Source organism: Flavobacterium sp. ST-158 (genome assembly GCF_058309975.1).
In genome coordinates this window covers 11,926-34,395 of the sequence record NZ_JBZEEN010000014.1, presented here as the reverse complement: position 1 = coordinate 34,395, position 22,470 = coordinate 11,926, and the positions used below count along the sequence as shown (strand labels likewise).

The window sequence follows — 22,470 nt, the reverse complement described above, 5'->3', positions numbered from 1 at the left end:
ATGAAAAGAATACTAACTACAGTTGTCATCATTATAGCTGCTCTGGCTCTAATAGGATTTATTTTAACAAAGAACAAACAAGCAAACGAAGAAAAAATTGCAATTGTTGCTGAAAAAAACGCAGCTGTTTCTGTAAAAGTTGCAACCGTAAAAAATGAACAAATAGCATTAGATTTTGTTGCTAACGGTCTTTTTGAACCTATTCAGGAATTAACACTTACCTCTGAAAAGACTGGTAAAGTAGTGCAAATTCTGGTAAAAGAAGGTGATTATGTAACAAAAGGACAAACATTAGCAGTATTAAGAGGCGATGCCATTAATGCTGATGCTCAGGCTGCAGAAGCTGTTTATCAAAATGCTAAAGCAGATTACAGCCGTTTTGACAACGCATTTAAAACAGGTGGTGTAACTAAGCAACAATTGGATCAGGCAAAAGTAGCTTTGAGTAATGCCGAAGCCAATTACAAACAGGCAAAAATCAATGTAGGCGACACCAGAATCAAAGCGCCAATAAACGGATTTATCAATAAAAAATATATTGAGCCAGGAACAATCATCATGGCTATGCCAGCTACTTCATTATTTGACATTGTTAATGTAAGTAAATTGAAATTGAATGTTACTGTTACTGAAGGACAGGTAGCACAATTAAAAGTAGGCAATACAGTTGCTGTAAAATCAAGTGTATACCCAGATAAAGAATTTTCAGGAAAAATCACATTCATAGCTTCTAAAGCTGATACCAGTCTAAACTTTCCGGTTGAAATTGAAATCAACAACAATAGCTCAAATGATTTAAAAGCGGGTATGTATGGAACGGCTCAATTTAAATCGGGTCAACAACAACAAAGCATGACTGTGATTCCAAGAACTGCATTCGTAGGTAGTGTAAGCAGCAACCAGGTTTTTGTAGCTGAAAACGGAATTGCTAAACTGAAAAAAGTTACTGCCGGAAGAATTTTAGGTGATATGGTTGAAATTTTAGATGGATTAGCTGATGGAGAAACTGTAATTACAACAGGACAAATCAACTTACAAGACGGTAATTCAATAGAAATTATTAAATAAAAAGTCATTTAGTACGGAGTACTTAGTCCTTAGAATTAACCTAACTAAGCAGCAACCAAGGACTAATAACTAAAAACTTAATGAAATAAAAGAAATATATGAAATTAGCAGAAATATCCATCAAACGTCCCTCCTTGGTAATCGTATTGTTTACCATACTTACTCTAGGAGGACTATTCAGTTACAGCCAACTGGGCTACGAACTGATACCGAAATTCGAGATGAATGTAATTACTGTTTCTACAGTATATCCTGGAGCCTCTCCTAGTGAAATAGAAAACACGGTTACTAAAAAAATTGAAGATGCAGTAGCATCCTTAGAAAACATCAAAAAAATTGACTCTAAGTCGTATGAAAGTCTTTCGGTGGTTTCCATCACCTTGACTTCTACCGCTAATGTTGATATTTCGATGAACGATGCACAACGAAAAATCAATGCCGTTTTAAGTGACTTACCTGACGACGCTAAAACGCCTTCGTTAAACAAATTCTCTTTAAGTGACATGCCTATTATTTCTATTGCGGCCAATGCCAAAATGGATGAGGCCTCTTTTTATGATTTAATTGACAAAAAAATTGCACCTGTTTTATCCCGTGTTCAGGGTGTTGCTCAAGTTAACATCATTGGTGGTCAGGAAAGAGAAATTCAGGTCAATCTGGATGCCACTAAAATGCAGGGCTATGGTTTATCAATCCCTCAGGTACAGCAAATCATTTTAGCTTCCAACTTGGATTTCCCAACAGGAAATATTCAAACCCGCGAACAAAAAATTCTTATTCGTCTGGCAGGAAAATATAAAAGTGTAAACGAACTAAGAAATTTAGTTGTCTCTTCTAAAGATGGTGTTCAAATTCGTTTACAGGATATTGCTGATGTACAGGACTCTCAAAAAATTGCTGAAAAAATTGCCCGTGTAGATCAAAAAAGTGCCATTCTTTTGCAAATCATTAAGCAATCTGATGCTAATGCGGTGGCTGTAAGTGAGCAGGTAGCACAAACCGTAGCTAAATTAACAAAAGACTATGAGGTCAATGAATTGAAACTAGAAACTGCTAAGGATACAACCATATTCACTCTTGAAGCAGCCGATTCAGTAATTCACGATTTATTAATTGCTGTAATTCTGGTAGCATTAGTAATGCTGTTCTTCCTTCACAGTGTTAGAAACTCATTAATTGTAATGGTTTCTATCCCGGCTTCCCTAATCGCTACTTTTATTGGTATTTATCTGATGGGATATACCTTAAACTTAATGAGTTTATTAGGTTTGTCTCTTGTTGTAGGTATTCTGGTGGATGACGCCATTGTGGTATTGGAAAATATATACAGGCATATGGAAATGGGTAAAGGCCGTATTCGCGCTGCCTTTGACGGAACTGCCGAAATTGGCGGAACGGTAACCTCAATTACCTTAGTAATTGTGGTGGTATTTTTACCTATTGCGATGAGTACGGGATTAGTTTCTAATATCATTACGCAATTCTGTACTACGGTAGTAATTTCGACCTTATTATCTCTTTTGGCTTCGTTTACAATTATTCCTTGGTTATCATCCCGTTTTGGAAAATTAGAGCATATTGAAGGTAAAAATCTTTTTGGAAGAATTATTCTTGGTTTCGAAAGCATGCTAAGCCGTTTCACTCATTGGGTGACTGAAATCTTAGAATGGTGTTTGGATCATTATATCAAAACAATTCTTGTTGTAGTGGTGTTGTTTTTCGCTTCTACCGTTGGATTAATGGGAGGTGGTTTCATTGGAGGGGAATTCTTTGCCTCTTCGGATAGTGGTGAATTCTTGGTACAAATTGAAATGCCAAAAGATGCCTCTTTGGAACAAACCAATTTCATGACTCAAAAAGCAGAAGCTTATTTGAAAAATCAAAAGTATGTTCACAGTCAAATAACTACTGTTGGACAAACTTCTGAAGGTATGGGAGCGACACAAGCTACCGCTTACAAAGCAGAGATTGACGTGAAAATGATTGAACAATCAGAGCGTACCGATGATGCTTCAGTATATGCTGCCAAAATGAAACGCCAATTGGAAAAAGTATTGGTAGGTGCTAAAGTTAAAACCGTTCCTGTAGGAATTATGGGAACTGCAGAGGATGCTAAATTAGGTTTGATTGTAACAGGTCCAAATGTAGAAAGTGCTATGAAATTTGCCAAATTAGCCGAAGCTGAATTACGCAAAATCCCTGGAACTACAGAAATTAAATTAACTGTGGAAGATGGAAACCCAGAAATCAACGTTCAGGTTGACCGTGATAAAATGGCAGCATTAGGATTGAACCTGCAAACTGTGGGGATGACCATGCAAACAGCCTACAGCGGAAATACCGATGGCAAGTTCAGAGCAGGTGAATACGAATACGACATCAATATTAAATACAATGCTTTTGACCGCAAAAACATTGACGACGTAAGTAATTTGATTTTCATCAATGATTTGGGACAACAAATTAAACTATCTCAATTCGCAACAATTACGGAAGGTTCAGGGCCAAGTAAATTGGAACGTAGAGACAAAACTGCTTCGGTTACGGTACAAGGACAAAATATTGGTGTACCGTCAGGAACTATCGTGCAACAATGGGAGGAAAAATTACAAAAACTTGACAAGCCTACCGGAGTTAGTTATATCTGGGGTGGAGATCAGGAAAACCAAAGTGAAGGTTTTGGTACTCTTGGAGTAGCCTTATTAGCAGCTATCATTTTGGTTTATCTGGTAATGGTAGGTTTGTATGACAGTTTTGTTCACCCATTTGTGGTATTATTTGCTATTCCGTTATCGTTCATTGGAGCGATGCTGGCCTTAGCTTTAACGAATAATTCTCTGAACATTTTTACCATTTTAGGAATCATCATGTTGATTGGATTAGTTTGTAAAAATGCAATTATGCTTGTAGATTATACGAATCAGCGAAGAGCAGCTGGCGAAAGTATCCGAACAGCATTAATCCAAGCTAATCATGCCCGTTTACGTCCTATTTTGATGACCACTATTGCGATGGTATTTGGTATGCTTCCTATTGCCCTAGCTTCAGGAGCCGGAGCCGAATGGAAAAACGGTTTGGCATGGGTAATTATTGGTGGATTAATCTCGTCATTATTCTTGACCTTGATTATCGTACCAGTGATTTATGAAATCATGGAAAAAATTATCCATAAATTCTCTAAAGGAGAAAAAATCGATTATGAAGCTGAAATGGTTGCCGATTACGTGCACCAAGAGTTAAGTGAAGATGGTTTTAACCCAAAACACAATATGTAATTTTCAATTTTAGAATTTTAAAAAGCCTGTACAATCAAACGTACAGGCTTTTTTTGTTAAAACATCTCTTTTATAATTTATTTTATTTAGAATAAATAAAAATAATTTGTTTCTTAAATTTACAGCCTTTACTTTTGTACTATTAATAATTAATCTAAATAAAAATGAAGGCGAAATTTATTCTACCCCTTTTGTACTCCTTCTTAATCTTGCTAGTTTCAAATACAATACATGCGCAAGAAAAAGGAAGCATCAAAGGACAAATCACTTTAAACGATAATCAAACACCAGAAAATATTTCTGTAATCTTAAAAGGAACACGATTAGGAACAGTAACAGATGCTAAAGGAAATTATAAAATAAAAAATGTTAAGGCAGGATATTATACTTTAAAAATATCAGCCATAGGTTATTTTACAAAGGAATTAAAAATCAATCTAACAGATGGACAAGAACTAACACAAAATGCAACAATCAATACCGATTCAGAAGAACTAACTGAAGTAGTAATTAATAGTGGTAAAAAAAACCATTTTGCCAGAAAAGAGAACATACAAGTTTCCAGATTACCTCTTAAAAATCTTGAAAACCCACAAGTATACACCACGGTAACAAGTGAATTATTAAAAGAACAAGTAGTCACGACATTTGATGATGCTTTAAAAAATGTTCCTGGAATCACGCCTTTATGGGCTTCAACAGGTCGTGGTGGCGATGGAGCTGCATATTACTCCCTTAGAGGTTTTGCAGTTCAATCTACAATTGTAAATGGATTACCTGGTTTAACTAATGGAAGCTTAGACCCCGCAAACATAGACCGAATTGAAGTTATTAAAGGACCGTCGGGAACATTATTTGGAAGTAGCTTAATATCTTATGGAGGCCTAATTAATACTACTACTAAAAGACCCTATAAAACTTTTGGTGGTGAAGTCAATTATACTGTTGGAAGTTATGGATTAAACAGAGTGACTGTAGACCTGAATACCCCTTTAAATGAGCAAAAAAACATCAATTTTAGAGTAAACTCGGCTTATAACAAACAAAATAGTTTTCAAGATGCCGGATTTAAAGAGTCGTTTTTTATAGCTCCTTCTATATCTTATGAGGTAAATGATCGTCTGTCTTTTCTAATCAACACTGAATTTATGAATAATGAAACAACAAACCCTACTATGTTGTTTCTGGATAGAGGAACCGCCTTAAGAGTTCATAACATTGACGAATTAAATTATGACAACAATCGTTCGTACACCAGCAATGAACTAACCATCAAAACACCTTCATACAACATCCAAGCACAGATGAATTACAAACTGTCTGACCAATGGACTTCGCAAACAGTATTTTCAAATAGTTCAGCAAAATCAAAAGGGTATTATTCTTATTTATATGAAGGGACACAATTTTTCCCTTCTATAACCGAAGGAATTGTTTTAGCCCGTTATTTTACAGAACTAGATAGTCAAGATATCACTACGGATATTCAACAAAACTTTATTGGAGATTTTAAAATTGGAAACCTAAGAAACCGCATTGTTGCAGGTTTAGATTATTTTAAAAGAACTACTTCTGACCATGGGACAGGATATTTTGGCAACGGTTATATCTATATTGGTAATGATTTGGATTCTTTTAATACAACTGTGGGCACTACAACAAATGGAGATAGTGGTGACTTAACAAAAGCTGGAGCGGAAGCAATCATTGGCGATAGCCCAAGGAACAATAACAACACCAAACAAGAAGTTTATAGCGCTTATGTATCTAACGTAATCAACATCTTACCAGAATTATCAGCAATGGCTAGTGTACGCGTGGACCGTTTTATGAATGCCGATAATGGTGCTTATAATCAAACTGCTTTTTCACCAAAATTTGGAATAGTTTACCAACCTGTTATTGATAAGGTTTCCATTTTTGCCAATTATATGGATGGGTTTTCAAATGTAGCACCTTCAGAAGATGTTACTGGAACCACAAGAACTCCAAGGGTTTTTAATCCTGAACATGCTAATCAAATTGAAGCAGGAACCAAATTGAATCTATTTTCAGATAAATTATACGCTACTTTAAGTTATTACGACATTAAGGTTACGGACAAGGTTTACAGCATAAAACCTAATGCCACTGATGTACAATATTTCCAAAATGGAGGTCAAAGAAACAAAGGTTTCGAAGCTGAATTTGTTGCCAACCCAATAAATGGTTTAAATATTGTTTTAGGATACAGTTACAACGATGCTAGCTTAACGCAAGGCGACCCAGATTTTGTAGGTTTCCGTCCTGAAAGTGCAGGAGCTTATAATTTAGCTAATCTATGGGCTAGTTATAAATTTACTAAAGGAATCTTTAGAGGATTTGGATTAGGTTTTGGAGGAAATTATGTTGGCGATAACAAAATCATGAATAGAGCTACCTCTGGAACATTTACCATTCCAGAATACACTGAAATAAATGGTTCCTTATTTTACAATGCTGAAAAATTTAATATTAATCTAAAAGTAAACAATATTACAAATGCCGAAATTTATGATGGATGGTCAACCATTCATCCTAAAGAGCCAAGAACAATAGCCGCAAGCTTTACCTATAGATTATAATACAAACTAAAAACAGCTTTCTTAAGAACAAGAAAGCTGTTTCTTACATCCAATATTTATGATTTCATTTGTCAGCCTAAGTATTTTTATAGGTTTTTATGTTTTGTACAACACTTCTAAAAAAGCAACATTATCCAATGATTTATTAATAGAAAGCTGGATTCAACAAAATACAAAACTTTCTAAATACATTGGATTAGGAATTTTTCTCTTTGCCTATAGCTGTTTGAGCACAACCAAATCCTTAGGAGCTACTAGCCTACTATTTATAATTCAACTTATGACTATAGGAGGACTCGTTGTGATTTTAGCACCATTAAAAGTCATTAATTACAAATTGATTTTAGGAATATTTTTCCTCGCTGTTTTTTTCGAATACTATTTATAAACGCATCAATCTATGCCTGCAAATCCAAAATATTTAACACAATCCAAAACACAACGTTTTGCCAAAATAACAGCTGCAATTTTAGGCGGGTATTTAGTATCTATAAATTTTCATTTGGCTTTAGCGAGCTGGTTTCACAAAGCCAATGTAATAATTACAATGGCTTTTAGTGGCTTTATCCTTTGGGTAGCTTTAATGGTAGTTGCCTTCTTAGCTAAGAACGGTTGGAAAATCTGGTTGATTTATTTAGCTTTGAGTCTGCTCTTTTTAGGAATAATGCTCTTAGGACAAACCTATAATACCACAGCACAATAATCATGAGCAATAGAAATTACAATATCTTTTTTCACACGCATACCATAAGTGGTATTGTCATTAGCGTAGGCTTGTTTATTATCTTTTTTGCTGGTTCATTTTCATTTTTTAGAGATGACATCGCCAGTTGGGAACGAGGAGAATCTGCTAGTTCTTCTAAAGAAATACAACTAAATTACAACCAAGCCTTGCATGTACTTGACAGTATTTACGATTTAAACGGAAGAAAAATAACTATTTCACAACCTCATAATGAGAATAGTGTAGCTGTTTTTTTAGAAGCTTCTAAAGACAGCTTAGCCTCTACAAAAGCAAAAGAACAACAATTTCTTTACCTGAATAATGCCACTTACACAACCACAACTTATGTTGAATCCTATAATTTGGGGGAATTCATTTATCGTCTTCACTTTTTAGCACAAATTCCTTACCCTGTTGGCTATTATCTTTCTGGGTTCATTGCTTTATTCTTTTTGTTCGCTATTGTAACAGGGGTATTATTACATTGGAAAAAAATAGTTTCTAATTTTTATGTTTTTAGACCAAAAGAAAAGCTAAAAACTTGGTGGACTGATGCCCACACTTCATTAGGAATACTCGGTTTACCTTTTCAATTTGTATATGCTGTTACGGGCGCTTTTTTTATGATTAAATTGCTCCTTGTTGCACCAAGTGTTCAATTGCTTTACCGAGGTGATCAAGCCAAAATGTATCAAGAATTAGAATACACAAGTCCCGACTTTCCATTTAAAAATGAAAAATCAAACGCATCCTTTAATATCAACAATATGGTTGATGCAACTAAGAAAAACTGGAAAAATTTTGACATTACAAAAATTGAGATTCAGAATTATGGTGATAAAAACATGCATCTAATTGTTGAAGGCAAATTAGATTATGGCAAAAAATTTACAGGAATAGGAAAAGTTGTGTACCAAGTTGCTTCTAATAAAGTAATTGCTAAGAAAGATCCCTATACCCAAAACAAGTATTTGGATTATGTAAAAAACATTTTATATCGCATCCATTTTGGTGATTATGGTGGTTATGGATTAAAAATCATCAGTTTTGTGTTAGGAATATTATCCTGTTTTGTAATCATTTCGGGAGTTATGATCTGGCTTGTTGCAAGAGACAAGAAAAACATTCCTGAGAAAAAAAGACGTTTTAATGAAAGAGTAGTTCGTTTTTACTTAGCCATTTGCTTAAGCATGTTTCCCGTTACAGCTTTCACCTTTATAATTGCCAAAGTTTTTTATCCATTAGGACAGGATAATCTATATGCTGTTTATTTTATAAGTTGGCTTTTACTCAGTATTTTTTTCATTGTAAAAAAAGACAATGGTTTTACCAATCGTTTTTGTCTTTTTTCAGGAAGTATTTTAGGGTTTTTAATTCCAATTTCTAACGGAATCACTACTGGAAATTGGTTTTGGAACAGTTACAGTAATAATCTATTTCAATTGTTTTTTATAGATGTATTTTGGATTCTCCTTTCGTGTATTACATTATATGCTAGTTTTAAATTAAAAAGAAGACAAAATGCAGCATTACAAATTAAATAAATCAAAAAAGGCTTTCCTAAATTACTTAGGAAAGCCTTTTTCTTAATTAACAATTGTAAATTTAATCAATATTAACTACTGCTTCTTTTTTCCAATTTTTCACAGAGGCAATTTTATTATTAGAATAATCCACTTCACTTAAAGAAGATTGATTCCAGTGGAACCATTTCCCTACTTTCTCTCCTTTTTTGTACTCTGCAATAGCTAATTTATTTCCGTCTTGATCATAGGAAACCCATTTTCCATCCAATTTTCCGTTTTTATAGAATCCTTCTTGCTGTACTTGACCATTTTCATAAAAATAAGTCACTTTTACTTTGCTTCCTACGGCTTCTAATTGTGGTTTTGGTGTTTGAGCAAAAATCATCCCTGTGATTAAAACTGCTGAGATAACTATATATTTTTTCATTATGTAAAATTTTAAGTGGTTTCTTTTATCAAAATTACATATTAATTTACATTTAAAAAACAATTTGGTAACAATTTAGTAACATTGGGTAAAAACTTAACATTGGAAATTAAAAACACTATTTTCAACAGGAAGCAAAAAATCAATTTTTCTCAATTCATTGTTCATAATTAGTTCTAAATTTGCAGCCGAGTCTTTTTTTAGACTTATAAACCAATTAATTAAATTTTTCGATAATGTACAGAAGTCATAACTGTGGCGAGTTAAACGCCTCACATATAAACACCGAAGTAACACTTGCGGGTTGGGTTCAAAAATCACGTGATAAAGGATTCATGAATTGGGTAGATTTAAGAGACCGTTATGGAATAACACAATTAATTTTTGACGAAAGTCGTACTAATAAAACAGTATTTGAATTAGCAAAAACCCTAGGAAGAGAATTTGTAATTCAAGTAAAAGGAACTGTTATTGAACGTGAAGCCAAAAACAAAAACATCCCAACGGGTGAAATCGAAATTTTAGTTTCTGAGTTAAACATTCTAAACAGCGCTTTAACACCTCCTTTCACTATAGAAGACGAAACAGATGGTGGCGAAGACATCCGAATGAAATACCGTTATCTTGATATTAGAAGAAATCCGGTAAAAAACAGTTTATTATTCCGTCACAAAGTAGCGATGGAAGTGCGTAAATATCTATCTGATTTGGATTTCTGCGAAGTCGAAACACCTTATTTAATCAAATCGACGCCTGAAGGAGCTCGTGATTTTGTGGTGCCTTCTCGCATGAATGAAGGACAATTCTACGCTTTACCTCAATCGCCACAAACCTTCAAGCAATTACTGATGGTAGGCGGAATGGACAAATATTTCCAGATTGTGAAATGTTTCCGTGACGAAGATTTGCGGGCCGACCGTCAACCTGAGTTTACACAAATCGATTGTGAAATGGCATTTGTAGAACAAGAAGACATTTTAAATATTTTTGAAGGTTTAACGCGTCATTTACTTAAAGAATTAAAAGGAGTTGAAGTGGACAAATTCCCTCGTATGACTTACGATCACGCGATGAAAACTTATGGAAACGATAAACCAGATATCCGTTTTGGAATGGAATTCGGTGAGTTAAACGAATTTGCACAACACAAAGAATTCCCAGTTTTCAATGCTGCGGAATTAGTTGTAGGAATTGCTGTTCCAGGAGCTGGAAATTACACTAGAAAAGAAATTGATGCTTTGATTGACTGGGTAAAACGTCCTCAAGTAGGTGCATCAGGAATGGTGTATGCAAAATGCAATGAAGATGGAAGCTTTAAATCATCTGTAGATAAATTCTATGACCAGGAAGATTTAGGAAATTGGGCAAAAGTTACTGGTGCAAAAGCTGGAGATATGATTTTTGTACTTTCAGGACCAGCTAACAAAACCAGAGCACAATTAAGTGCTCTAAGAATGGAATTAGCTACTCGTTTAGGATTGCGTAATCCAGATGTTTTTGCACCACTTTGGGTTGTTGATTTCCCATTATTAGAATTTGACGAAGAAAGTGGTCGTTACCACGCTATGCACCACCCATTTACTTCTCCAAAACCAGAAGACATAGCCTTATTAGAAACAAATCCTGGCGATGTTCGTGCTAATGCTTATGACATGGTTTTAAACGGAAACGAAATTGGAGGTGGTTCAATTCGTATTCACGATAAAGCTACGCAACAATTGATGTTTAAATATTTAGGTTTCTCTGAAGAAGAAGCTAAAGCTCAATTTGGATTCCTGATGGATGCATTCCAATTTGGAGCACCACCACATGGAGGATTAGCTTTTGGATTAGACCGATTAGTGGCTATTTTAGGAGGACAAGAAACCATTAGAGATTTTATTGCTTTCCCTAAAAACAACTCAGGAAGAGACGTAATGATTGACGCTCCATCAGCTATTGACAGCATGCAATTACAGGAATTACACATTCAATTAGATTTATAGTAAATACCTTTCGAAACGCACTGAATAGACTGAATATCAATTATTTTATGAAAAATTTTGATATTAATCATTTTCGTATGTAATTAAACATTACATTTGCCTTATTATAAATTATTATTACTATTACAATGCGTACAGGTACAGTTAAATTTTTCAATGAATCAAAAGGTTACGGATTCATTACAGACGAAGAAACAGGAAAAGACATTTTTGTTCACGCTTCAGGAATCAACGCGGAAGAATTACGCGAAGGTGACAGAGTTAGCTACGAAGAAGAAGAAGGAAGAAAAGGAAAAGTTGCTGCTAAAGTTGCAGTAATCTAAACAAAATATTTTTTTTGTTACGAATGCTTAAAACGTCCCAATAATATTGGGACGTTTTTTTTATAATTAAAAGTTAAATTTTTAGTTTTTTTTAAGAAACACAGAAAACCTTATTTATAATCATTAAAAACTACTAAAAAACCCCTTCAAAACCAATACGATTTTACATTCACTACTTGTGATTTATAACATTGAAGCATATCTTTGTGACTTATTTTAGCACAAATTTCATTATCATGCAATCAGGACAATTCAATTACCTTCCGATTCTTATGCAAGCCTTACTTGCAATCGGTTTTGTTGTAGCTACTATCATCATTTCGGGAAAATTAGGTCCCAAAAGAAAATCGGCTTCAAAAGATAAAAACTTTGAATGTGGAATTGAATCAGTAGGAAATGCTCGTATTCCTTTCTCCGTAAAATATTTCCTTGTTGCCATTTTGTTTGTTTTGTTTGATGTTGAAGTAATTTTCCTTTATCCATGGGCTATTAATTTTAAAGAACTTGGAATGGAAGGAATGATAAAAATGATTGTATTCATGGCTTTGCTTTTAGTTGGTTTTTTCTACATCATCAAAAAGAAAGCTTTGCAATGGGAATAAACCCCTAACCCCTAAAGGGTAAAAGAAGGTTTTGAAATTAAAAATATTTTTAAATGTAAGTTATGAACTCATAACTCATAACTCATAACTTTTATAAAATGAGTGATTCAAATGTAAATATGGTTGCCCCTCCAGAAGGTGTTGTAGGAGAAGGCTTTTTTGCTACAAAACTAAATGACGTAGTAGGATTGGCTCGTGCCAATTCACTTTGGCCATTACCTTTTGCAACTTCTTGTTGTGGTATTGAATTTATGGCTACTATGGCCTCTCATTATGACTTAGCACGTTTTGGTTCTGAGCGTGTGAGTTTCTCTCCCCGACAAGCTGATATGTTGATGGTAATGGGTACTATTTCTAAAAAAATGGCTCCTATTTTACGTCAAGTTTACGAACAAATGTCAGAACCTAGATGGGTAATTGCAGTAGGTGCCTGTGCTTCTTCAGGTGGAATTTTTGACACATACTCTGTTCTTCAGGGAATAGACAAAGTAATTCCAGTAGATGTTTATGTGCCAGGTTGCCCTCCAAGACCAGAACAAATTGTAGATGGTGTAATGAAATTGCAAGAACTTGTAAAATCAGAATCAGTAAGAAGAAGAAGTTCGCCAGAGTATCAAGAATTATTAGCTTCTTATAATATCAAATAAAATGGCATTAGAAAACACAGCTATTCAAGAAAAACTAGTAGCAACTTTCGCAGGAGATGTTTTTAATTTCCAACAGGAAAGAGATATTTTTTCCTTTGAAATGAATGCTAACAACAATACTGCTATTATTTTATTCTTAAAAAATGATCCTGAATTGCGTTTTCATTTCTTAACTGATTTATGCGGAATTCATTATCCAGACAATCCTGTTGAAAAACAATTTGCAGTGGTTTACCACTTACACAATTGGTACGAAAACAAACGCATTAGAATAAAAGCTTTCCTAAACGGTGAAAATCCGGAAATAAAAACAGTTTCAAATATTTTCTTAACAGCAAACTGGATGGAAAGAGAAACTTACGATTTCTTTGGGTTTAACTTTATTGGTCATCCACAATTGAAACGTATTTTAAACATGGATGAAATGATTTCTTTCCCGATGCGTAAAGAATTCCCAATGGAAGATGGCGGAAGAACCGATAAAGACGACCGTTTCTTCGGTAGAACAATAGACAATTGCTAAAAAAACAATATATAATTTTTCACATTCTATAAATGTCAGAACTATTATTACCACCAGAGCATCGCTATGCTAAAATAATAAAGGAGCAACTAAACGAAGACGGAAACGAGCTTTCTATCCTGAATTTAGGTCCTACTCACCCAGCTACTCACGGAATTTTCCAAAATATTCTGTTGATGGATGGAGAACGAATTTTAGATGCCGAACCAACTATTGGTTACATCCACAGAGCTTTTGAAAAAATTGCTGAAAATCGTCCTTTCTATCAAATTACTCCTCTTACAGACCGTATGAACTATTGCTCCTCTCCTATCAACAATATGGGATGGTGGATGACTTTAGAAAAATTACTAAATATTGAAGTGCCTAAACGCGCTCAGTATTTAAGAGTTATTGTAATGGAATTGGCCAGAATTACCGATCACCTGATTTGTAATTCTATTTTGGGAGTCGATACGGGGGCTTATTCGGGTTTCTTATATGTTTTTCAATTTAGAGAAAAAGTTTACGAAATCTATGAAGAAATTTGTGGTGCTCGTTTAACTACTAATATGGGACGAATAGGTGGTTTTGAAAGAGACTGGTCGCCAAAAGCATTTGAATTATTAAATACATTTTTAGAAGAGTTTCCAGTTGCTTGGAAAGAATTTGAAAACCTTTTTGAAAGAAACAGAATTTTCATTGACAGAACCGTAAATGTAGGTGCAATTTCGGCCGAAAAAGCCATGGCTTACGGATTTACAGGTCCTAACTTACGTGCTGCCGGAGTTGATTATGATGTACGTGTTGCACAACCTTATAGTTCTTACGAAGATTTTGATTTCCAAGTTCCTGTAGGAAAATCAGGAGATACATACGATCGTTTTTGTGTTCGTAATGCCGAAGTTTGGGAAAGTTTGAGTATCATCCGTCAAGCATTGGATAAAATGCCAGAAGGAAATGAATACCACGCCGAAGTTCCTGACTATTATTTGCCTCCTAAAGAAGATGTATACAACAATATGGAATCTTTAATCTATCATTTCAAAATTGTAATGGGTGAAGTTCCTGTTCCAGTTGCTGAAATTTACCATCCGGTAGAAGGAGGAAATGGAGAATTAGGTTTCTACTTAGTAACTGATGGTAGTCGTACTCCATACAGATTGCATTTTAGAAGACCTTGTTTTATATACTACCAAGCTTATCCAGAAATGATTAAAGGGGCATTATTATCGGATGCCATTGTTATTTTATCCAGTTTAAATGTAATTGCTGGAGAATTAGACGCATAAATTATGGAACGTACACATTACAAACAAGAAATAAATATGACTGAAGCATTGATGACTCGCATCAATGAATTGCTAAGTCATTATCCTGAAGACAAGAAAAAATCGGCTTTATTGCCTGTTTTGCATGAAGTACAAGATGCACACGACAACTGGCTGAGCATTGAGTTAATGGATAAGGTTGCTGAAATTCTTGAAATATTACCTATTGAAGTTTACGAAGTAGCTACTTTCTATACCATGTACAACCTAAAACCTATTGGAAAATACATGTTTGAATTTTGCCAAACATCCTGCTGCTGCCTAAGAGGAACCGAAGATTTAATGGATTATACCTGCGAAAAACTAGGGGTTGGCATTGGCGAAACTACTGCTGACGGACTTTTTGAAGTAAGAGGTGTAGAATGTTTAGGGGCTTGTGGTTATGCTCCAATGATGCAATTGGGGGATTTCTATAAAGAGCACTTAACCAAAGAAAAAATCGATCAGATTATTGCTGATTGCCGAGATAATAAAATAATATTACACGATAAATAAGATGTCAAAAAAAATATTATTAGACAAAATCAACATTCCGGGAATTAAAACCTACGAAGTTTACCGCCAAAATGGAGGTTATGCTTCTGTAGAAAAAGCTATGAAATCAATGACTCCTGATGAAGTGGTTGAGGAAGTAAAAAAATCAGGACTTAGAGGTCGTGGTGGAGCAGGTTTCCCAGCTGGAATGAAATGGAGTTTTATTGATAAAAAATCAGGAAAACCAAGACATTTGGTTTGTAATGCTGACGAATCAGAGCCGGGAACTTTCAAAGATCGTTATTTGATGGAATTTATTCCTCACTTATTGATTGAAGGAATGATTACTTCTAGTTTTGCTTTAGGCGCAAACCGTTCTTATATCTACATTCGCGGAGAGTATATGTGGGTTTTTAAAATATTAGAAAGAGCCATTGCCGAAGCAAAAGCTGCAGGTTGGTTAGGAAAAAATATTTTAGGAACAGGTTACGATTTAGAATTACACGTTCACTGCGGAGCTGGAGCTTATATTTGCGGAGAAGAAACCGCTTTAATTGAATCTTTAGAAGGTAAAAGAGGGAATCCACGTATTAAGCCACCTTTCCCTGCTGTTTCAGGTCTTTGGGCTAATCCAACAGTGGTGAACAACGTAGAAACGATTGCAGCAGTGCCATGGATTGTAAACAATTCTGGTGATGATTATGCAAAAATAGGTATTGGAAGATCTACAGGAACTAAATTAATATCAGCTTCTGGACATGTTAAAAATCCTGGAGTTTACGAGATAGAATTAGGTTTAAGTGTTGATGAATTCATGAATTCTGACGAATATTTAGGTGGAATGAGTTCTAGTCGTCCTCTAAAAGCCTTAGTTCCGGGAGGTTCATCAGTACCGATTTTACCAGCCGATTTGATTTTCAAAACAGCCAACGGTGAAGATCGCTTAATGACTTACGAATCCTTGAGTGATGGTGGGTTTGCAACAGGATCTATGTTAGGTTCAGGAGGATTTATCGTCTATGATGACACCGCTTGTATAGTACGTAATACTTGGAATTTCTCTCGTTTTTACCACCATGAATCCTGCGGTCAATGTACACCATGCCGTGAAGGAACAGGCTGGTTAGAAAAAGTATTATGGCGTATTGAAAACGGTCAGGGACGTGAAGAAGATATTGATTTGTTATGGAGTATTCAAAGTAAAATTGAAGGAAACACGATTTGTCCTTTAGGTGACGCGGCTTCATGGCCAGTGGCAGCTGCTATCCGTCATTTTAGAGATGAATTTGAATACCATGTACGTTTTCCAGAAAGAATAAAAAACAGAAATCACTTTGTTGCTGAGCCTTTTTCTAGCGTAAAGCATTTGGTTTCTAAAGAAATGATTTAAGATTGAAGATTAACAATTTTTGATTTCAGAAATAAAAACTCCCAAGGAGTTAAATATTTGTAGATAATGAAAGTAACAATAGACGGTCAAGAAATTGAAGTTGAAGCAGGAACAACCATCTTGCAAGCGGCTCGTATGATAGGAGGAGAATCTGTTCCGCCTGCTATGTGCTATTATTCTAAACTAAAAGGAAGCGGTGGAAAATGCCGTTGTTGTTTAGTCGAAGTTGCCAAAGGTAGTGATGCCGATCCGAGACCAATGCCAAAATTAATGGCATCTTGTGTAACAGGATGTATGGATGGTATGGAAGTGAATAGTAAAAATTCGGACCGAGTGCGTGAAGCGCGTCAATCAGTAACCGAATTTTTATTAATCAATCACCCATTGGATTGCCCAATTTGTGATCAGGCTGGAGAATGCGATTTACAGGATCTAAGCTTTGAACATGGAAAATCCAAAACCCGTTTTATTGAAGAAAAAAGAACATTTGAACCAGAAGATATTGGCCCAAATATTCAATTGCACATGAATCGTTGCATTTTATGCCAACGTTGTGTGCAAGTAGCCGATCAATTAACAGACAACAGAGTTCATGGGGTTTTAGACCGTGGCGATCATGCTAATATTTCAACTTGTATTTCTAAAGCTATTGACAATGAATTTTCAGGAAATATGATTGATGTATGTCCTGTAGGTGCATTGACGGATAAAACGTTCCGATTCAAATCAAGAGTTTGGTTTAACAAACCGTACAACGCTCATAGAGAATGTACAACTCCGGGTTGTTGTGGAAAAACTACGGTTTGGATGTTTGGAGACGAAATTCAAAGAGTTACGGGGCGTAAAGATCAATACCATGAAGTAGAAGATTTTATTTGTAACGAATGTCGTTTTGACCACAAAGACCCAGCTGATTGGGTAATTGAAGGACCAAGAAAATTCGACAAAGATTCGGTTATCAATCAAAACAATTATACCCGTAAACTGGAAACAGTTCATATAGCAACTGAAGAAGGTATTTTAAAAGGAAGAGCAGAAGACCGTAAAAAAATCAGTATGCCAGCAATTCCTTTAGACAAAAAAGAGCAGGAAGAATTTAAAAATGGTAATCTATAAAAAATGGATAGTACAATTATTATAGAAAAAAGTGTTATCATTCTAGTTGTCTTTGCCATCACAATGGTAATGGCAATGTATTCTACACTTGCAGAGCGTAAAATTGCTGCTTGGCTACAAGACCGTATTGGTCCTAACAGAGCAGGAAAAGGAGGATTATTACAACCTCTTGCTGATGGTTTAAAATTATTTTCGAAAGAAGAATTTGAACCAGACACACCTAATAGATTTTTATTTTTTGTAGGCCCGGCAGTGGCTATGAGTACAGCATTAATGACTAGTGCAGTAATTCCTTGGGGAGATCATTTTCATCTTTTTGGAAGAGATATTATTCTACAAGCAGCTGATATTGATGTAGCATTATTATATGTTTTTGGAGTAATTTCAGTAGGAGTTTACGGTATCATGATCGGTGGATGGGCTTCTAACAATAAGTTCTCATTAATGGGAGCGGTTCGTGCTGCTTCGCAAATGGTCTCTTATGAAGTTGCGATGGGATTGTCCATGATTGCTTTGTTAATGATGACAGGTTCATTGAGCTTAAGAGAAATTTCATTGCAACAACATGGTATGCATTGGAATGTATTTTACCAACCGTTATCTTTCTTAATCTTCTTAATTTGTGCTTTTGCAGAAACAAACAGAACCCCTTTTGACTTAGCAGAATGCGAGAGTGAATTAATTGGAGGTTATCATACAGAATATTCTTCTATGAAAATGGGATTCTATTTATTTGCTGAATATGCTAATATGTTTATCTCATCAACCATCCTTGCTGTATTATTCTTTGGCGGTTATAACTATCCTGGGATGAGCTGGGCAGTAGAAAACTGGGGAGTAAATTTAGCTAACGTAATAGGAATCGGAGTATTATTTGCCAAAATATGTTTCTTTATTTTCTTTTACATGTGGGTAAGATGGACCATTCCAAGATTTAGATACGATCAATTGATGAATTTAGGATGGCGAATATTAATTCCGTTATCCATAGCCAATATCATGATTACAGGAATTGTAATTTTGAGACATGAAATTATAGCATTTCTAGGATTTTAAATTATAGCAAAGAGTAGCATTAGCCCCGATAGCAGTGAAAATCCTTTTAAGTTTTTCTTTAAAACTTAAAAGATTGAAACGGATAGCGGGATTAGCTTCAAATAAAAATAAAAAAGATGTCAATAGAAACCATATCCTTATCGGGAAGAAAAAAACAAGTCTCTAATAAAGAGATGAGTTTTTTAGAGCGTTTATATCTTGTTGCGATAGTAAAAGGATTAATTATTACTTTGAAACACTTGTTTTCTAGAAAAGTTACCATTCAGTATCCAGAACAGGTACGTACCATGAGTCCGGTGTATCGTGGTCAACACATGTTGAAACGTGATGAACAAGGTAGAGAAAATTGTACGGCTTGTGGATTATGTGCTTTGTCTTGTCCTGCTGAAGCAATCACCATGAAAGCTGCTGAACGCAAAGCCAATGAAAAACATTTGTATCGCGAGGAAAAATATGCGGAGATATATGAAATTAATATGTTACGTTGTATTTTTTGTGGATTGTGCGAAGAGGCTTGTCCAAAAGACGCCATTTACTTGACCACTTCAAAAGTATTAGTTCCTTCCAGCTATGAAAGAGAAGATTTTATTTTTGGAAAAGACAGATTAGTGATGCCTTTAGAAATGGCTATCAAGAATACTCAACTTAATAATGCTAACTAAATGATACATATTCCTGACTTTGCTAACGCATCTACTGTACAAATTGTATTTTGTTTCTTAGCGTTTATCACGGTAATTACTGCTTTCTTAGCAATATTTAGTAGAAACCCAATTCATAGTGCGCTTTATTTAGTGATTTGCTTTTTCTCAATTGCAGGTCATTATTTACTATTGAATTCACAGTTTTTAGCTATCGTTCACGTAATTGTCTACTCGGGTGCTATCATGATTTTATTCCTATTCACGATCATGTTAATGAATTTGAATAAGCAAAATGAAGTACACAAACCCCGAATTACGAGATTAGGAGCAATTGTTTCCTTTTTCTTAATCTGTGTAGTTTTGATTTTGGTCTTTATCAATTCAAAACCTATTGAGGGCGAATATATTGCTACAGGAGAAGATTATCAATCTATAAAAGTTTTAGGACATGTTTTATTAAACGAATACATGGTTCCTTTTGAATTTGCTTCTATCTTGCTTTTAACAGCCATGATTGGAGTTGTACTATTGTCTAAAAAAGAAAAAACGGAGAAATAAAATGACTAATATTTTAAATGAAATAGGCATTGAGAATTATATCTTCTTATCAGTAATACTTTTTTGTATTGGGGTATTTGGAGTTTTATACAGACGAAATGCTATCATCGTATTTATGTCGATTGAAATTATGCTAAACGCAGTAAACCTTTTATTCGTGGCTTTTTCTACCTATCATCAAGATGCACAAGGACAGGTTTTTGTGTTTTTCTCTATGGCTGTAGCTGCTGCCGAAGTAGCGGTAGGTTTGGCAATTTTAGTATCGATTTTTAGAAATTTAGGTTCGATTGACATTAATAATTTAAAAAACTTAAAAGGATAAACGATAATGAATACGAATTTAGCTTTACTCTTATTATTAGCTCCTTTTTTAGGATTTTTATTTAATATCTTCTTTGGAAAAAAGATTGGCAAAACAGCTTCGGGGATTATAGGTACACTTACTGTAGTTTTATCGTTTGCGCTTACACTTTGTTTCTTTTCAAAAATAAATATCGATCAACAACCGATAAACATTAAACTATTTGATTGGATTGAAATTAGTAATTTCAGAGTGGATTTTGGTTTCTTATTAGACCAATTATCCGTTTTATGGTTGCTTTTTGTAACCGGAATTGGTTCTTTAATTCACCTCTACTCTATCAGCTATATGCATGATGATGAGAATATGCATAAGTTTTTTGCTTACTTGAATTTGTTTATCTTTTTTATGATAACTTTGGTAGTAGGAAGTAATCTATTAGTGTTGTTCATAGGATGGGAAGGCGTTGGACTTTGCTCTTACTTACTTATCGGATTTTGGCACAAAAACCAAGAATATAATGATGCAGCTAAAAAAGCGTTCATCATGAACCGAATTGGGGATTTAGGATTATTGATTGGTATTTTTATTATCGGATCTTTATTCTCCACTTTAGATTACACCACATTAAAAACAGCGATTGCTACTTCTAGCAATTTAGATTTGTCTATGATTTCTTTAGCTGCTTTTGCTTTATTTATTGGAGCTTGTGGAAAATCGGCTCAAATTCCATTATACACTTGGTTACCTGATGCGATGGCGGGACCAACACCTGTATCGGCATTGATTCACGCAGCTACAATGGTTACTGCTGGTATTTTCATGATTACAAGATTGAACTTTGTATTTGATTTGGCACCAGAAGTTCAAAACATTATTGCTATAGTTGGTGCTGTAACTTCATTAGTTGCTGCAACGATTGCTTTGGTTCAAACGGATATCAAAAAAGTATTGGCTTACTCTACAGTATCTCAATTGGGATTAATGTTCTTAGCCTTGGGATTTGGAGCTTATGAAGTTGCCGTTTTCCACGTAATCACACACGCTTTCTTCAAAGCTTGTTTGTTCTTAGGTTCAGGATCAGTAATTCATGCTTTGCACGGAGAACAAGACATGCGCAAAATGGGTGGTTTAAAAAAAGTAATGGGAATCACTTTTATTACTTTCTTACTTTCTTCATTAGCTATTTCTGGAATTCCACCTTTTTCAGGGTTTTTCTCTAAAGATGAAATCTTAATGACTGCTTTTGAGCACAACAAAGTATTATGGTTTATTGCTTCGCTAGCTTCATTAATGACTGCATTTTATATGTTCCGTTTGCTATACTTGACTTTCTTTAAAGAATTTAGAGGTACCGAAAAACAAAAAAGCCATTTACACGAAAGTCCGGCATTAATTACTTTTCCACTAATTGTATTAGCCGTTTTAGCTACTATCGGAGGGTTGATTAGTTTGCCAACAAACAGCTGGTTAAGCGGATATTTAGCGCCATTATTTGCTAAAGAAGCGCACGAAACACACCATTTTGGTTCATTGGAATATACTTTGATGGCAATAGCCGTAATTGGTGGTTTAGTGGGAATAGGAATTGCTTTTGTAAAATACATCAAACAAAATCAAGTTCCTGCTGAAGATGCTGAAATTACAGGATTTTCAAAAGTGCTTTACAACAAATATTATGTAGATGAAATTTACGATGCAATTTTTGTAAAACCAATTAATGTACTATCCAGTTTCTTTAGAGATTATATCGAAACCGCTTTATCTGCTTTTGTATTTGGATTAGGAAAAGTAACCAACGAAATAAGTTACCAAGGAAAGAAATTACAAACAGGAAGTATTGGATTTTACCTATTTGTATTTGTTTTAGGGCTTAGCGCCATTGTAACCTATTTATTTTTAGCTCAATAATTTTATA

The 22,470-nt window shown here is 34.7% G+C and carries 21 protein-coding genes; 20 read left to right on the top strand and 1 reads right to left on the bottom strand.

Annotation, left to right across the window (positions count from 1 at the left end):
- The 6 genes from AC4FRF_RS16335 (at position 1) to AC4FRF_RS16310 (ending at position 9,214) form a co-directional block, all read left to right on the top strand.
- On the top strand, positions 1-1,068 hold the full coding sequence (locus AC4FRF_RS16335) for an efflux RND transporter periplasmic adaptor subunit (RefSeq protein WP_491161155.1): 1,068 nt from the start codon (positions 1-3) through the stop codon (positions 1,066-1,068).
- Between the two features lie 98 nt (positions 1,069-1,166).
- Positions 1,167-4,343, top strand: coding sequence for an efflux RND transporter permease subunit (locus tag AC4FRF_RS16330; RefSeq protein ID WP_491161153.1), 3,177 nt, complete (start codon positions 1,167-1,169; stop codon positions 4,341-4,343).
- Positions 4,344-4,507: 164 nt separating this feature from the next.
- Positions 4,508-6,946, top strand: coding sequence for a TonB-dependent siderophore receptor (locus AC4FRF_RS16325; RefSeq protein WP_491161151.1), 2,439 nt, complete (start codon positions 4,508-4,510; stop codon positions 6,944-6,946).
- Positions 6,947-7,004: 58 nt separating this feature from the next.
- Complete coding sequence (locus tag AC4FRF_RS16320; RefSeq protein WP_491161149.1) at positions 7,005-7,334, top strand: hypothetical protein; 330 nt, start codon at positions 7,005-7,007, stop codon at positions 7,332-7,334.
- Positions 7,335-7,346: 12 nt separating this feature from the next.
- Entirely contained in the window at positions 7,347-7,649 is a 303-nt protein-coding gene (locus tag AC4FRF_RS16315) for a hypothetical protein (protein ID WP_491161147.1), read from the top strand.
- 2 nt (positions 7,650-7,651) lie between these two features.
- Entirely contained in the window at positions 7,652-9,214 is a 1,563-nt protein-coding gene (locus AC4FRF_RS16310; RefSeq protein ID WP_491161145.1) for a PepSY-associated TM helix domain-containing protein, read from the top strand.
- Positions 9,215-9,275: 61 nt separating this feature from the next.
- On the opposite strand, the gene AC4FRF_RS16305 is transcribed toward AC4FRF_RS16310, so the two are convergent.
- Positions 9,276-9,623, bottom strand: coding sequence for a toxin-antitoxin system YwqK family antitoxin (locus AC4FRF_RS16305; RefSeq protein WP_491161143.1), 348 nt, complete (start codon positions 9,621-9,623; stop codon positions 9,276-9,278).
- Positions 9,624-9,859: 236 nt separating this feature from the next.
- On the opposite strand from AC4FRF_RS16305, the gene aspS reads away from it, so the two are divergent.
- The 14 genes from aspS to nuoL all read left to right on the top strand — a co-directional run bounded on the left by aspS (position 9,860) and on the right by nuoL (position 22,463).
- Entirely contained in the window at positions 9,860-11,608 is a 1,749-nt protein-coding gene (gene aspS / locus AC4FRF_RS16300) for an aspartate--tRNA ligase (protein WP_491161141.1), read from the top strand.
- Between the two features lie 128 nt (positions 11,609-11,736).
- Complete coding sequence (locus AC4FRF_RS16295; RefSeq protein ID WP_007137066.1) at positions 11,737-11,931, top strand: cold-shock protein; 195 nt, start codon at positions 11,737-11,739, stop codon at positions 11,929-11,931.
- Between the two features lie 236 nt (positions 11,932-12,167).
- The gene (locus AC4FRF_RS16290) at positions 12,168-12,533 is read left to right on the top strand and encodes an NADH-quinone oxidoreductase subunit A (RefSeq protein ID WP_491161134.1); all 366 of its coding nucleotides are present in this window, start codon (positions 12,168-12,170) and stop codon (positions 12,531-12,533) included.
- Positions 12,534-12,631: 98 nt separating this feature from the next.
- The gene (locus AC4FRF_RS16285) at positions 12,632-13,180 is read left to right on the top strand and encodes an NADH-quinone oxidoreductase subunit B (RefSeq protein ID WP_491161132.1); all 549 of its coding nucleotides are present in this window, start codon (positions 12,632-12,634) and stop codon (positions 13,178-13,180) included.
- Position 13,181: 1 nt separating this feature from the next.
- A complete protein-coding gene (locus AC4FRF_RS16280; protein WP_491161130.1) occupies positions 13,182-13,703 on the top strand; it encodes an NADH-quinone oxidoreductase subunit C in 522 nt (173 codons plus the stop codon).
- Positions 13,704-13,735: 32 nt separating this feature from the next.
- Positions 13,736-14,974, top strand: coding sequence for an NADH-quinone oxidoreductase subunit D (locus tag AC4FRF_RS16275; protein ID WP_491161128.1), 1,239 nt, complete (start codon positions 13,736-13,738; stop codon positions 14,972-14,974).
- A gap of 3 nt (positions 14,975-14,977) precedes the next feature.
- On the top strand, positions 14,978-15,508 hold the full coding sequence (locus AC4FRF_RS16270; RefSeq protein ID WP_491161126.1) for a complex I 24 kDa subunit family protein: 531 nt from the start codon (positions 14,978-14,980) through the stop codon (positions 15,506-15,508).
- Between the two features lies 1 nt (position 15,509).
- Positions 15,510-16,877, top strand: a complete 1,368-nt coding sequence (gene nuoF, locus AC4FRF_RS16265) for an NADH-quinone oxidoreductase subunit NuoF (RefSeq protein ID WP_491161124.1) — start codon at positions 15,510-15,512, stop codon at positions 16,875-16,877.
- A 66-nt stretch (positions 16,878-16,943) separates the two neighbouring features.
- Positions 16,944-17,993, top strand: a complete 1,050-nt coding sequence (locus AC4FRF_RS16260; RefSeq protein ID WP_491161122.1) for an NADH-quinone oxidoreductase subunit G — start codon at positions 16,944-16,946, stop codon at positions 17,991-17,993.
- Positions 17,994-17,996: 3 nt separating this feature from the next.
- Positions 17,997-19,049: an NADH-quinone oxidoreductase subunit NuoH gene (nuoH, locus tag AC4FRF_RS16255; protein ID WP_491161120.1), complete on the top strand. Its 1,053-nt coding sequence runs from the start codon at positions 17,997-17,999 to the stop codon at positions 19,047-19,049.
- Between the two features lie 116 nt (positions 19,050-19,165).
- The gene (locus AC4FRF_RS16250) at positions 19,166-19,711 is read left to right on the top strand and encodes a NuoI/complex I 23 kDa subunit family protein (RefSeq protein WP_491161118.1); all 546 of its coding nucleotides are present in this window, start codon (positions 19,166-19,168) and stop codon (positions 19,709-19,711) included.
- The gene (locus AC4FRF_RS16245; RefSeq protein WP_491161116.1) at positions 19,712-20,251 is read left to right on the top strand and encodes an NADH-quinone oxidoreductase subunit J family protein; all 540 of its coding nucleotides are present in this window, start codon (positions 19,712-19,714) and stop codon (positions 20,249-20,251) included.
- A 1-nt stretch (position 20,252) separates the two neighbouring features.
- On the top strand, positions 20,253-20,573 hold the full coding sequence (nuoK, locus tag AC4FRF_RS16240; protein ID WP_026712543.1) for an NADH-quinone oxidoreductase subunit NuoK: 321 nt from the start codon (positions 20,253-20,255) through the stop codon (positions 20,571-20,573).
- A 6-nt stretch (positions 20,574-20,579) separates the two neighbouring features.
- Positions 20,580-22,463 (top strand): NADH-quinone oxidoreductase subunit L, encoded by a 1,884-nt coding sequence (gene nuoL / locus AC4FRF_RS16235; RefSeq protein WP_491161114.1) that lies wholly within the window; start codon positions 20,580-20,582, stop codon positions 22,461-22,463.
- Positions 22,464-22,470: the final 7 nt, after the last annotated feature.